Annotated in this window: 8 protein-coding genes and 2 pseudogenes; 2 read left to right on the forward strand and 8 right to left on the reverse strand. The window is 61.6% G+C overall.

From position 1 onward, the window contains the following. The coding region (locus IVB47_RS15800) for a caspase family protein (protein WP_247462514.1) at positions 1-467 on the reverse strand (467 nt) is incomplete at its 3' end. Positions 468-768: 301 nt separating this feature from the next. Between IVB47_RS15800 and IVB47_RS15805 the strand changes: the two are divergent. Further along, positions 769-1,480: pseudogene (locus IVB47_RS15805) on the forward strand (outer membrane beta-barrel protein). Positions 1,481-1,905: 425 nt separating this feature from the next. Here IVB47_RS15805 and IVB47_RS15810 read toward each other — a convergent pair. The 6 genes from IVB47_RS15810 to IVB47_RS15835 all read right to left on the reverse strand — a co-directional run bounded on the left by IVB47_RS15810 (position 1,906) and on the right by IVB47_RS15835 (position 9,801). Further along, positions 1,906-5,049 carry a multidrug efflux RND transporter permease subunit gene (locus tag IVB47_RS15810; RefSeq protein ID WP_247462516.1) on the reverse strand — a complete coding sequence of 1,048 codons (3,144 nt, stop codon included), beginning with the start codon at positions 5,047-5,049 and terminating at the stop codon, positions 1,906-1,908. A 1-nt stretch (position 5,050) separates the two neighbouring features. After that, a complete protein-coding gene (locus IVB47_RS15815; protein ID WP_247463183.1) occupies positions 5,051-6,328 on the reverse strand; it encodes an efflux RND transporter periplasmic adaptor subunit in 1,278 nt (425 codons plus the stop codon). A gap of 775 nt (positions 6,329-7,103) precedes the next feature. Next, complete coding sequence (locus IVB47_RS15820; protein ID WP_247356218.1) at positions 7,104-7,469, reverse strand: hypothetical protein; 366 nt, start codon at positions 7,467-7,469, stop codon at positions 7,104-7,106. Between the two features lie 219 nt (positions 7,470-7,688). Next, entirely contained in the window at positions 7,689-7,928 is a 240-nt protein-coding gene (locus IVB47_RS15825) for a hypothetical protein (RefSeq protein WP_247398136.1), read from the reverse strand. A gap of 90 nt (positions 7,929-8,018) precedes the next feature. Continuing rightward, positions 8,019-8,405 carry a hypothetical protein gene (locus tag IVB47_RS15830; RefSeq protein ID WP_247462519.1) on the reverse strand — a complete coding sequence of 129 codons (387 nt, stop codon included), beginning with the start codon at positions 8,403-8,405 and terminating at the stop codon, positions 8,019-8,021. 142 nt (positions 8,406-8,547) lie between these two features. Further along, positions 8,548-9,801 (reverse strand): sodium:proton antiporter, encoded by a 1,254-nt coding sequence (locus IVB47_RS15835; protein WP_247462521.1) that lies wholly within the window; start codon positions 9,799-9,801, stop codon positions 8,548-8,550. 1,150 nt (positions 9,802-10,951) lie between these two features. Between IVB47_RS15835 and IVB47_RS15840 the strand changes: the two are divergent. Continuing rightward, positions 10,952-11,599, forward strand: a pseudogene (locus IVB47_RS15840) (DNA ligase D); the annotation flags it as partial. Between the two features lie 136 nt (positions 11,600-11,735). Here the strand turns inward: IVB47_RS15840 and IVB47_RS15845 are convergent. Beyond that, on the reverse strand, positions 11,736-13,832 hold the full coding sequence (locus IVB47_RS15845) for an adenylate/guanylate cyclase domain-containing protein (RefSeq protein WP_247462523.1): 2,097 nt from the start codon (positions 13,830-13,832) through the stop codon (positions 11,736-11,738). Positions 13,833-13,868: the final 36 nt, after the last annotated feature.

Genomic DNA, 13,868 nt, shown 5'->3' on the forward strand with positions numbered 1-13,868 from the left:
GCGAACGGATTGTCTCGGCAGGCGTCGAGGATCACTAGCCGAAGCTGCTTGGCAGGTTCCATGGCAAACAGCACGCGGTCCAGCGGGAAGGTCTCGTCGAACACGTCCGCGTCCGTCTCCAGCGTGGCGTCGGTGGGGATCAGGTAGTTGTTGCCGTCCAGCTCGATACCGTGGCCGGCGTAGTAGATCACAGCGACATCGGCATCGCGTGCCTTGGCTCCGAACTCGCGAAGCGCCTTGCGCATATCGACGACGCTCAGATCGAGCTTCGTATCAACAATGTCGAAGCCGGCCTTCTTGAACATGTTGCCGACCAGAGTGGCGTCGTTCACAGGGTTGGCGAGCCGGGGCACACTCTTGTAGGCGGAGTTGCCGATCACCAGCGCGACGCGGCGTTCGGCCTGCGCGGGAGCGGGGCCCAGCCAAGCCGCAAAAAGCAATAATGCCAACAACCGAAGCGCGCCCACGGCAGCCCCAAATCACAATGTGGCCAGAGTATTCGGAGCCTTCCGGAAGGCAAGGGGCTGGTCTGTGATGGAGATCACGAGGCGAGGCTGGCCATCTCTGAGGCTTGCCACACGCCCGCCGACGACCTTCACACACGAGTTCGACGCCGGGACCACCATCGGTCCGCTGCTCCGCCTTCTCGCGCGGCAGCCACCGTGCGGCCTTCCCGGTTTGCAGCAGAGTGTGCCCTCGGGGTGACAGTCTGCCCCATCGACTACCTGTAGCTTTTGCGGAAATAGGCATTGTGTCGGGGGACAGACCATGGACAGATTAGTGCTTGCCGCTATCAGCGCACTGGCGCTTACGATCTCTGCTTCGGCGGCGGACTTGGCGGCCCGTCCGTACACGAAGGCTCCCGCGCCCATTGCTGCTATCTACGACTGGAGCGGTTCTACCTGGGCATAAACGGTGGTGGTGGCTCCTCTCATAAGTGCTGGGACTTCGTCGCGGCCGGGGGAGTTCTCACGCCCGAAGGCTGCCACAACGCGACCGGCGGCACGGTCGGAGGCCAGATTGGCTTTCGGCATCCGCCAATTGGGTCTTCGGACTCGAGGGTCAGGGCAACTGGGCGGACCTCTCGGGCGACAACCTGAGCCCGATCATCACCATTCCCTTTGGGCCGCAGCAGCGTAACCGCTCCCGCATCGACTCCTTCGGCCTGATCACCAGGCAAGTCGGCTATGCCTGGAATAGCGTGCTGTTTTATGTAAAGGGCGGTGGTGCGGTGGTCGGCGATAGATACGACATCTACGCTGGTACCGCGAGCGCAGTGCCCATACCAGTGGGAAGCCTCCTCGCCTCCGCGCGTGAAACCCGCTGGGGCGGCACGGTTGGTGCGGGTCTTGAAGTCAGCTTCGCGCCCAATTGGTCGGTCGGCCTCGAGCACGATCACATCTTCCTCGGTCAGGACGTGGACATTGGCTTGCTCCGCCTGAACTACCGCTGGGGCGGCCCGGTCATCGCGAAGTACTGATCGAGGATCAATCGTAGAGGTCAAAGCCCTGGGATGGACCGGGGCGTTTCTGCGTCGAGCGTGCGGTGCATCGGTTCATTTCCCGATAGCGAACGCGAGAACGCGTCTTAAGCACCTGGCGCTCTCCTCAAGCAGGCGGTCCCAGGCCGAGCGAAGCTACTTAGGCTGGGCCGCTCCGGGACGGATGGGCGGACCGCGCCCCGTGCCCTGAACGCATGCACAGCCAATCCTTGAGAGTGCATGCTTGCTATCCGAGCAGGACCTACCAGCGCGACATGGCGCACGAGGGCTCGCAATGTTTGATCATGAAATCGCTGCGCTGCTCCGCACCATCGCCCGAGACCGAGATTGGCTTGCACTCTCGCTGTTGCACCTGGTGCATGATGAAACTGCGCGACCAACAAGGTGGTCACGCGGATCTCCGCCTATTCGGCTGCCTGCGGCCTACTCCGGTTCCCGCTCAGCCGGGCCTTTGCCCACTCCCGCATGTGCTGAAAGGACACGTAAAGCATTGGGATCAGGAAGATGCCGATCGAACTCGCGGCGAGCATCCCACCGAACACCGCCGTTCCCACGGCGCGGCGACTCAGCTCGGCAGCCCCCGTCGCAAAGACGAGTGGAACCAGCCCGAGAATGAAGGCGATCGAAGTCATCATGACTGCGCGGAAGCGCATGCGCGCGCCGAGAACAGCCGCGTCCACGACCGATACGCCAGCCTCGCGTTGCTCCTTGGCGAATTCGACAATCAGGATGCCGTTCTTGGCTGCCAGCGCAATCAGGACCACAAGGCCGATTTGGGCATAAAGGTCGACATTGAGCCGTGCCACGATGAGGGCCACATAGGATCCGAGCACGCCCACCACGACCGACAGCAGCACTGGCACCGGGATCGTCCAACTTTCGTAAAGCGCCACCAGGAAGAGATAAGCGAACAGGACGGCCAAGCTCAGGACAACGCCGGTCTGCCCAGACGCCTGCTGCTCCTGGAACGCCGTGCCGGTCCATTCGTAAGAATAGCCCGCGGGCAAGGTCCTGCTCGATATATCCTGCATCGCCGTAATCGCTGTGCCGGTCGAGACGCCTCCCGCGGGAGAACCGTTGATCGTGATCGAACGATAGTTGTTGTAGCGGCTGATAACCTGCGGCCCCTGTACGATCTTGGCACTCGCGATCGAGCGCAGCGGGACCATCTCGTTGCGTGCATTGCGGATGTAGATCTGCCAGAGCGCGGAAATGTCGGCCCGGTCCTTCGCCTCGCCTTGCACGTTCACCTGCCAAGTCCGGCCGAACAGGTTGAAGTTATTCACATAGACCCCTCCGAGCGTCGCCTGCAGAGCGGTAAATATGTCGCTCATGCTAAGCCCGAGGACCTCGGCCTTGGCGCGGTCGATCTCGAGATAGATCGAGGGATTATTCGCCGAAAAGGTCGAGAACACATGGGTCAGGCGCGGGTCCTGGTTCGCTGCGGCAATCAGACCGTTCATGACGCCGTTCATGGCCGTGGGATCCTGGCCCTCCAGCGCTTGCAGCTGGTATTCGAAGCCGCCACTGGTCGATAGTCCGATGATCGGCGGCAGATTGAAGGCGAGCACGTTGGCCTGCCGTATCTGGCTGCCTGCCGCAAAGGTCTTCGCGATCAGCGCTTGGGCAGATTGGGCCACGCCTTCCCTCTCCGCAAACGGCTTCAGGCGCACCACGAGCAGCGCAGCATTCGGCTCCGCGCCGCCATCAAGCAGGGAGAAGCCGATGATCGACAGGACATGATCGACTCCTTCGAGCTGGCGCAGCTTGTTCTCGACTTCGCCCGTGACCTCGCTGGTCCGGGGCACTGAGGCGCCATCCGGCAGCTGCACCATCACGAAGAACGCTCCCTGGTCCTCCTCGGGCAGAAAGCCTGTCGGCGTGACCAGCGAGAGACCGAATACGCCCGCGCCGCCGAGTGCGACAAGGAGGACAGAGACAATGGCCATACGCAGGAGCCACCGCACTCCACCCGCGTATCGGTCCCTCACCCAATCAATTCTGCTGAGCACGCGCCCCATAATCCCGCGGCGTGGCCCGGTATGGCGCAGAAACAGCGCGCAGAGTGCCGGAGACAACGTCAGGGCATTGATGGCGGAGATGGTCATCGCAGCGCTGATCGTCACCGCGAATTGGCGGAATAGCGTCCCTGAAATACCGGGAATGAATGCGATGGGCACGAAGACCGAAAGGAGTACCAGACTGATCGCGATGATGGGCGCGGTGATCTGGTCCATAGCTTTCTTCGTTGCCTCGGCCGGCGAAAGCTCCGGCTCGTCCGCCATCACGCGCTCGACGCTTTCGACGACGACGATCGCATCATCGACGACGATCCCGATCGCTAGCACAAGTGCAAGCAGCGACACTGTGTTTGCCGAGTAACCGAGAACGAGAAGAACGGCAAAAGCACCGATCAGACTGACGGGTACCGCGACGGCCGGAATGATGGTCGCACGGAGATTGCCGAGAAACAGGAAGACAACGATGACGACCAGAACGAAAGCCTCCGCCAACGTCCGCAGCACTTCACCAATCGTGTCGCGAACGAAGGTCGTCGAATCGTGCACCACCTGATATCTCAGCCCTTCAGGGAACCGGGCTGACAGCCGGTCCAGGGTAGCCTGCACCGCATTCGCAGTCGTAACAGCGTTGGCTCCAGGCGCCAGATAAATCCCGATCGGCACACCGGGCTTGCCATCGATCCTGGCCTCGCTGTCGAGATTCTGCGCACCTATCTCGACGCGCGCGACGTCCCGTATCCGCAGCACCGAACCGTCTGGATTGGCCCGCAGCACGATATCGCCGAATTGCTCGGCGGAAGCGAGACGTCCCTGCGTTTGAACGTTGAACTGGAATTGCTGCTGGTCGCTGATGGGACGTGCGCCGATACGCCCCACCGGCGCTTGCACGCTTTGTGCGCGTATCGCATTGATCACATCGCTCGGCGCGAGGTTCAGGCTGGTCAGCCGTTGGGTGTCGAACCAGATCCGCATCGAATAATTCATGCGAGCGAACAGATTGGCCTGGCCGACGCCCGGCGTTCTTGAAATGGCATCGAGCAGGTTGATGATCGCGTAATTGGTGATGAACAGCGGGTCCTGCTGGCCGTTCTCGCTGTAAAGGACCATGAACTGCAGAACCGCGGATGAGCGCTTCTGAACCGTCAATCCCTGCGCCTGCACCTCGGAGGGCAGCTGGGACAGCGCCGTCTGCACGCGATTGTTGACATTTACGGTGTCGATGTTCGGGTCGGTTCCCAGTGCGAACGATACCGTAAGGCTGTAGCTGCCGTCGCTGCCGCTGGTCGACCTCATATAGAGCATCTGGTCGACCCCGACGATCTGGGCTTCGAGCGGCTGAGCAACGCTCGACTCGACAACCGCGGCGGAAGCACCGGGAAAGACGCCGGATACGGTCACCTGCGGCGGCACGATGTCGGGGAATTGTGCAACCGGGATGCGCGAGAGGGCCAACGCCCCGGCAATCGTGATGACGAACGCAATCACGATGGCAAGTCGTGGGCGGTCGATGAAGACGGCGGAGATCATGTCAGCGTCCGCCATCCGGATTGCGCGATGGACCGGCGCTGTCCTTTTGCGCCGGGTTGGCCGCAGTGCCGACCGTCGTCGAACTTCCTACAGCAGGTCCGGCTCCCGGCGAGTTCCCGCCAGCTGCGCTACTGCCCTCGACTGCCGCCGGTTCAGTTCCTTTCATCAGAGCCTGAAGCTGCGCGCTGGGCGCTCCTGGCGCCACTTTCGCTCCCGCCCGAACGCGCTGCAAGCCTTCGACGATGACGCTGTCGCCTTGCTGCAGACCGGTGATGACGCCGGCCAGCGTCGGGGTGGACTGGCCGAGCTGGATTCGGCGCTGCTCTGCCGTGTCGTCTTTGCCGACAACAAAAACGTAGCTGCCTTGTTGGTCGGATAGCACAGCTGCGCGCGGCACCGCGAGCACCTCGATCGGCTGCACGCCTTCGAGCAGAACCGTGACGAACTCGCCATCGAACAGCTCGCGGATGGGCGTTCCGCTGCCCTTGACCTCCTGGTTCGGCGGATTGGCGATCTCACCCCGCAGGACAATCGTGTCGGTATTGGCTGTGACCGTGTTGTTGGCGAAATTGAGCTGGCCGGTGGTGCCGTACATCCGCCCGTTCGGCAATTGCAAGCGAATGACGACGGCATTGAAGCCGCCTCGCGGCGCATAGCGGTCTCGGAGGATCAGCGCTTCCCGCACCGACACCGGAAAGGTGACGTACATGGGGTCTTGGCTGACGATGGTCGTGAGCACGCCGGACGAAGGGCTCACCACATTTCCTTCGGTCACCGCGCTGCGCCCGATTTTTCCCTCGATCGGCGAGCTGATATCCGTATAGCCGAGATTGATCTGGGACGCCTCCACTTGTGCCTGTGCCGCTTGCACCTGGGCTTCCAGGCTGCGCTGGTTTGCAATCGCTGCGTCATAGTTGGACTGCAAGCCAGCGGGGCCGCTGAGCAAGGTGCGGGCCCGTTCGGTGGTGAGCTTCGCATTCTCCAATGTCGCTTGCAGCTGCGCGACTGCCGCTTGCTTCGAAGCAAGGTCTGCCTGAAACAGCCCTTTCTCCAGTTCATACAGCTTGTCACCGCTCTTGACCTCGTCGCCCTCCGTAAACAGCCGCTTTTGGAGGAAGGCTGTTACGCGGGCGACGACGTCAACGTGGCGAACCGCTTCGACCCTGCCCAGAAATTGTTCAGTCTCCGTCATCGGGCGTCGCGTGGTTTGGACGACGCCGACCGCAACGGGACCGGGCGCCGGGCTCTGTGCACATGCAGGCGGAGCAAGAACAGCGATTGCGAAGCCGAGGGCCCACGCTCTGAACTCGGGTTGAACCAACATGTGGTCCTCAACGGTTGGCAGCTGTCAGACTTGATCAGCCGGGGCGAACCAATCCGCGATCGCCCTGCAGATATTCTCGTGAGCTTCTTCTAAGGAGCGCGGTTCCCGTGCCAACGCGAATTAGTCACGAAGGTTCAATTCGCGAACACGTCCGGACCGACAGAAGCTCAGACCGCTAACCGCTCCAGAGCAAATCCTAACTTAGGTTGAAGACCGCTGTCAGCGCACCATGCACGTGGTTTCCAAAAGGAACGACCAAGCGCCGCGAAGAATGTCATTAATCGCGCCGGTCGCGTGCGCAACGGCACTATCAACGAGCCGCAGCATGCAAAATACGGGAACTAAGCCTACAGGCTCGTCGGGCATTAGCTCGGGTCTGCAGCCGGGAGGTACGGCGCCCGCCAATCGGACCGGTGTCACCCAAGGCGCAATCGGAACGGGAGGCGGAAGCACAAACGATCGCGCAACCGGGAACGCCAGAGCAGATGAACCGAAGCCCTCCAATCTGGAGCAGAATAGCAAGACCTAGCGGCCGTTACTTACGGTGCGCCTAACCGGCCGCTCGCCGACGACAATCACTCCTGGCACCCAAAACAACAGCTTGGACGGCGCGGATGTTATTGGCGGCTTCGCTGAGCAGGTCGGGTTCGGCAGGTCTTTTAGCGGCTGGATATTGCCGAGGCAAAGATCCGGGAGCCTTCTCGGGCGGGATGCCCTACGTCCTCCTGCATCAGGTCAAGTTTGTCGGGGCTCGTTCGCCTCCATTTCTTCTGGTCGAGACGACGACCAGGAAGGAGAGCACACCGAGGCCGCCGACCACAAGCCGACTATTCTGTGGAAAAGGGATGAGCACACTGCCAACAAGCATGAGGGCCGCGAACAGCTTGTCGAGAGCGAGGTGGATTCGAAACGGAATGACAGGCAGGAGGCCGAGTTCGTACTCGGTCAGCAGACTGTAAAACAGCGCCGCCGCCCCAAGTACCAGAAGGAACGCCTTGGACGTGCCATGCATGCCATAGATGTATGGCAACCCGAGCACGACGAGCGCGACCACGTAGTCGGCAACACCGTGCATTACCGTCGGAAGGAAGCGCATTGCGTATACTCCGGCTTGCGTTGTCGAGATCATCTTGCCGGGCTGCACCCCAGACGTTTTCCCGATCGTATGATCGAACACACCGGGTCGGAAAACGCTGTCGCGACTTGCCGGAGCGATACAGGAACGTGGCGCTGGCGCTCAGTCGGAGCCGCTTCCTGCGACGCTAGGCCAAGCCGACTGCGGCTCGACCTGCACCGCCTTGATTGCCCACGCTTGCTACTTCTGGCCCGACGGGGCTTGAGCGTTCGAGTTGTTGGGATTCGTGTTGTTGGAGTTCTGTTTGTTCGCTTCATGGTGTCCGATCGCGCATCCCGCGGCGGCGCCGAGTTTGCCGTGCCCCGCCATATGGCCCGCAACACCGCCCGCGATGGCGCCCTTGATGCATCCCTTGGCATTGGCCGGCGGGACCTGGACAAACGCGAACAACAGAAAAGCGATGGCTAACTTGGCTTTCATGACGTCCTCCGAGTTGGAATGAACGGAAATAACGCACTTCATCTTTAGCGCCGTGCCCTGGCCTCGTCGAAGCCAGGGCACTTAACGCGCTCACCAATGGTGATGCCAGTGTCGATGACCCCACGGCCGGCCGTAGTAGGCATAGCCAGGACGGAACGCACGACGGTACCCATAGTAGGCAGGTCCGTAGCCGTAGCCGACGGTCGTGTATCCATAGCCAGGGGCAAAGCCGTCATCGTAGCCCCAGCCGCCATACGCCGGCGCGTAACCGACTGCGGCGTACGGCCCATAACCGCCGTAGTAACCATAGGGACCCGCGCCATATGCGGCGGTTGCAAGTCCCCCCATGACTGCACCGGCTGCAAAACCTCCGATCGCCGGACCGAAGCCGCCCCGCGCCTCTGCCGGACTTGGCGCCGCCAGTGATCCGAGAGCCAAAGCGCCAATCGTGGCCAAAGCAAAAGCCGTCTTCCTCATTCAAACCTCCTTGGTGGTGTGTGCCAACCCAACGACGCTCCGAAAACAAGGTTGCTATTTGCGCGACGCGCAGGGGCGGCGGCGTCCCTGCAATGGCTCGGCTCGGCGGGAGCTCGACCCAATCGCCATCGAGCGGGAAGCTTCACCGAACCTGGTCCTTGAAATGCGTCAGCCCGACCACCCGCTGCAACGTCAGGCCCTGTACAACAATCGAGAACACGACAACCGCGTAGCAGATCGCCAGAAGCTCGCTCTTCCATTCGCTCGAGCCAGTACTCAGGGCCAACGCCACCGACACGCCTCCCCGCAGCCCGCCCCAGGTCAGGATGGCAATTGCGGGCCAGCGGTTCGGATTCCGGGCATGAAGCCAAAGCGCAGTGCCGACGATGCTTGCAGCGCGAACGGCAAGGCTGAGGGGAATAGCGAATGCCATGACCAACAAGGTCGAGCTTCCAAGACGGGCCAGCCCGAGCATTTCGAAACCGATCAGCAGGAACAGCAGAGAGTTCAGGATCTCGTCGATAACCGACCAGAACAGGGCAAGGTTGCGGCGCGTTTCTTCGCTCATGGCTTTGCGCCGTCCGCGACTGCCGATCAGAAGGCCGGCAAGGACCACGGCGATCGGCCCCGAGGCGCCGAGCGCATTGGCAAGCGCATAAGAACCACTCGCCAGAGCCAGGGAGATCGTGATTTCGAGCGGGTATTCATCGATCCGCTTCATTGCCAGATAAGCGATCCAGCCGCTCGCGGCGCCGACGATGACGCCGCCGCCCATCTCACGCAGGAAATCGAGGCCAATAGAGCCGAATGTGGGTTGCTTCCCAGTCGCGTAGGCCAGTGCAGCCTGAAACAGGACCACCGCCACACCGTCGTTGAAGAGGCTCTCTCCCGCCATGATGGCCTGCAACTGCTTGGACAATCCGACGCGTGCGAGGATGGCACTGACGGCAACAGGATCGGTTGGCGCAAGGATGGCCCCGAGCACCAGTGCCCAGGAGAATGGCATCCCCACCCCCGCCAGGGCGAAAGCGGCGTAGATTCCTGATCCGAACAGCACCGTCGCAATCACTACGGCGGCGGTCGCTAGAAGGAACACGGTGATCTTGCGGGACCACAGCGCGGAAACGTCGACCTGCAAAGTGCCCGCAAAAAGCAGGAAGCACAGCACGCCGTTCAAAAGCGTGTCCGGTAGCTCTCGAATCCCCAGAATGTCCTGCAGGGCGAGGCGTAGGTTCAACCAAGGAAATAGATCACCTAAGCCGATCGCGAAAAGCGAGGCAACAAGCGCAACGACCGTCAATCCGATCGTGCCGGGCAAGCGTAGAAAACGCCGGTTCAGAAGCCCGAACACTGACGCGAGGCACAACAGCACGGCTAAGAAAGAGAGTGGCGACATGCCCGCGCCCGTTCATCCGCTCGTGCTGGGCTTTGCCCGCCTCATGACTCCGCAGTTCCGACGGCGCCAAACCTTCTGCGGCGCGTTGCGACTGCCCGGTGGCTTCGAAGTCTGGGCCGTCCGCAAACAGAAAAGCAGTACGCCGACCGATCGTTCCTGGCCGTGCCGGGTTGCCGATGTGAACCTTCGAGACCGTCGTTGCCCCACCCTCCGTTTCTTTCCAGCCGGACGAGCGCTCTTGCCGGCAAAGGTCTTCAGGCCTGACCGTCTCAAGTAGCAGGTGCACGCATGTCAAACGATTCGCGCGAGGGGAATGAACCAGCCCCTGTTCTTCTCATCGCTGTCGCAGTGGTTCCGGTGATCGCTGTCGCAGCTTGGTTCCTCTTTGGCTGATCTCGCGGCTGTCTTCACGACCCGGTTAGCGAACTGCAGCAGGGTTTCTTGACGGCCCGCTTCGCGATTTCGCCTCGCCTGTGCGCAAGGGTATCGATGTCTAGGACCCGCTTGCTCTTCGCCCGGGCGCTGAGATTATTTGTCTGGATCGGCCATTTCGCCCGGTGCGCGCTGTTCGCCCTTGTCCGTGAGCGTCGGAACCCACCTGCCGCGCGAAACCTAGCCCTCCTCTCTCGAACTTTCTCGAACCTTGCTGTAGCGAAACCGCACACTGCCGAAGTCAGCTGCGACTATCTGATGAGACGATAGGTTCCACTCGAACTCGGGGCGCAGGTAGAAATTAGGTTCCAGCTTCGCCAGCATGATCGACCGCCTTGCCCCAGAGAACTAGCGCTCGAGTCATCGAGATCTTTGAATGATATACCGGAGCGTCATTTCGTTCGGCGTCCCCTCCCCCCAGGATCATGATAAAGCGGGTAGCCCAGCCCGCTTGCATCGTGTGGAGCTCTAGGAAGCGCACGGAAGGCGGGGGGTTCAAGGACCCGTGCTCATTCGTTCAATCCACGACAGGAGCGCCCGTTACTGCGTCCTCGACGGAACGCTTCAACGGCTTCGCGTTGATCCGCATGTGTGCGGTGGCGTTACGTCAGTCTCGTTTTGAAGTATCGCGCGTCGTCGGCGCCCGCAGACCTGCGCTTCCAGGTGACATCGAACCCTGTGACCTCACGCTACGCAACAGTCCGCCCCGAGGCGACGGTTGGGTATACGAGATAAGGCGGACGGTTACCGCGCGCAGCTGCACCTGGAAGATGGCGAGATCACAGTCTATTCTCGCGCGGGCTTCGATTGGACCGAACAGTTCTCGTCGATCGCCGCGGCGGCCGACCTGCTCAAAGCAAACAGCGTGATCATTGACGGTGAGGCTGTCGTGTACGGCGCCGGCGGCGTTCCGGACTTTCGGCAGCTCAGGCGCGAGCTTGGTCCCAGGCGCAGCGCCCGTGTGCGCTACCACGCGTTCGATCTCCTTTACCTCGATGGCTACGATTTGCGCGGCGCTGCCTATGAAGATCGCAAGCAGTTGCTGCACCGGCTCCTGAAGAACGCTCCTGAGACATGCACGTATGTCGAGGCCCTTGCGGCCAATGGCAACGTGATCTTCGACAAGGGGTGCAAACTGGGCCTCGAAGGTCTGGTCGCCAAACGGCTGGGCGAACGGCACCGCTCGGGTCGGCAGGAGAGCTGGGTCAAGCTCAAGTGCAAGAAGAGCGAGACCTTCCCAATCGTCGCCTTCGTGGAGAAGCTTGGGGCGCGCCCGCGCAAGGTCGCCTCCCTCTACGTCGGCCGGCGCCAGAACGGCAAGCTGCTCTACGCCGGCAAGATGCGTACCGGTTACACCGAGACGACGGCGCGCGAATTGCGCGAGCGGCTCGATCCATTGATCCGCAAGACTTCTCCGCTAGATGGGACACGAGCGCACATCATCAGCTTGATACGTGGTCTGCTCGGCATCGTAGAGCGTGCAGTTATCACAGCGTGGATGTTCATTCGTGTCTCTCAGTCTCTCGACAATTGTTTTGCCAACCATTCAGCTGGAACGATGTCGGGCGGGGCGTTGTCGACTGAGCTATCGAGAAGGCTTCCAGCCACTCTTTATCGTTTCGCTTCCTCGTACCAGCCGATGACGCGTATGCGCGCTCCCAATCCGCGACCAACGCCAGTTGCTGGTCCGTCACGTCCGTTCTTGCACATAAGAGCTCGTAGACCTGAAAATTCGCGGAAAATCCCTTGGGGCTGATCCGATCGATGCTGCGGAAGAGAAACTCTTCCTCTACCCGCGCTTTGATGGTCTCGCTAACCAGTATCGTGGTCCCGTAGTCCCTGTTCAACCCTTCCAGGCGCGCAGCGAGGTTCACGGAAGCACCTACAGCTGTGTAGTTCATGCGGTCGCGCGAGCCGATGTTGCCGACTACAACGTCGCCGACGTGCAGACCGAACCGGGTCCGAAACGGAGGCAGACCTTCGGCCGCGAATTCGGCATTCAGCCGGCCGTTAGCTTTGACGCAGGCAAGCGCCGCGTGACATGCGTTGGAGACGTGCCGCTCGTCGTCAGTCGGCGCGTTCCAGAAGGCCATGACGGCATCGCCGATGAACTTGTCGACGGTGCCTTGTCTTGCCATGATTTCCTCGGAGAGCACGGAGAAGTAGCGCGAGGTCGTCCGCATCACGCTGGTGGGCTCGGCCGTTTCCGTGAGACCCGTGAAGTTCTCGACGTCCGTGAACATTACGGTCAGTTCCCGGCGTTCGCCGCCGAGCTCGATGGGAACTTCGCTTTCGACCAGTTGGCGGACCAGGCGCTTCGGAATGAAACTCGAGAATGTGCGGACCAAATTCTTCATGGCGGCAACAGAGTGGCCGAGATCGTCGATCTCGCGCACCACCGATCGGATGCGCGGACTCTCTGCGACGTCAAAGTGCCGAATGCGATCGGTTTCGATGGCAAGCGCCCTCATCCGCTTCGACATCATCGCGCCCATCCAGAGCACCATCGGCAAAACCGCCAACACGAAGCCGAGCGCCGCCACGAACAGGCGCCGCCGTTCGCCTTCGATCTCCGAGTAGAATTCGTCGATCGGCGCGGACACCGCAAGTCGAAGATTGGCCGCCCCGGCCGAAGCGATGGTGCGGAATGCGGCGGCATGAGCCCGCCCACCTGAATCCTGGAATATCTGTTGGGTGCTGCCCGTCATCCTCCAAACATCTACCGCTTTCGCGATCCCGATCCCATCGATGTCCGCGAGATGCGGCAGCAAGAGCGCACCGGCCGTCCCGCCAGTGCGCCCTATGAGTTCCGAGATCTGCGGGTGGGCCAGCACGCGGTTCTCGTCATCGAACAGGATGACCGTGCCGGATTGCCCCAGTTGCTGTCTCCGGAGCAGCGCTTCGGCCTCGCCTGTCAGGACGTCGCCGGCGACTACGCCGCGCGGCGAGCCCGCAATCGGCATCCGAAGCGTGTAGCCAGGCTGGCCGATAGCGAAAAAGATGTAGGGCTCAGTCAGCGGCCGCAGGTCCTTCTCGAACGCTCCGGCGTACCAGGGCCGCTGGCGGGGATCGTAGTCGGTAGGGCCTGGCCGCTGTGACATCGTCGTCAAATCGTCGCGCAGGAAATCGATGGTCGAGTCTGCGCCGTCCGGACCCGAGATCACGACCAGGCGGAATTTTGCCCCTTCTGGCGCCTCGCTCCGCAGGCGCGCGGCCTCTCCTCCCCGCTCGAGGTAGTCCATCTGCACAAATCTGCCGTCGTCGTAGCCGGCGTACAGACTGTAAAGGTGAAGGTTATTCCGGAGCATCGAAGCGAGCAGCGCGTAGAGCCTGGGGTTGTCACGGACAGCGGCCGATCGGACCGAAGGCAGATCATGCAGGATGTCCAGGCCGTCGCGGACCGCCATGAACTGAGCATCGATCCTGTCGGCCGATAACTGCGCGACGGTGTCCAAGAAGGATGCGGCAGCCGCCCGGGTGATGGCATCGATCCGCTCGAAACTGAGGTAGACCAATGACAGTCCGACGAACAGTACGGTTCCAACGAAGATCGCGCTGATCGACGTTCTGAATCCGATTCTGAGGTTGCGATCGGGCATGCTATGCCCCCGATGGTGTCTGCCGCCGAGGATGAA

Source organism: Bradyrhizobium sp. 62, from assembly GCF_023073035.1.
Lineage (GTDB): Bacteria > Pseudomonadota > Alphaproteobacteria > Rhizobiales > Xanthobacteraceae > Bradyrhizobium.

Excerpts from the sequence above, each read along its gene's own strand:
- IVB47_RS15810 (WP_247462516.1), bottom strand. The coding sequence starts at position 5,049 with ATGATCTCCGCCGTCTTCATCGACCGCCCACGACTTGCCATCGTGATT.
- IVB47_RS15835 (WP_247462521.1), bottom strand. The coding sequence starts at position 9,801 with ATGTCGCCACTCTCTTTCTTAGCCGTGCTGTTGTGCCTCGCGTCAGTG.
- IVB47_RS15845 (WP_247462523.1), bottom strand. The coding sequence starts at position 13,832 with ATGCCCGATCGCAACCTCAGAATCGGATTCAGAACGTCGATCAGCGCG.
- IVB47_RS15820 (WP_247356218.1), bottom strand. The coding sequence starts at position 7,469 with ATGCGCTTCCTTCCGACGGTAATGCACGGTGTTGCCGACTACGTGGTC.
- IVB47_RS15830 (WP_247462519.1), bottom strand. The coding sequence starts at position 8,405 with ATGAGGAAGACGGCTTTTGCTTTGGCCACGATTGGCGCTTTGGCTCTC.
- IVB47_RS15825 (WP_247398136.1), bottom strand. The coding sequence starts at position 7,928 with ATGAAAGCCAAGTTAGCCATCGCTTTTCTGTTGTTCGCGTTTGTCCAG.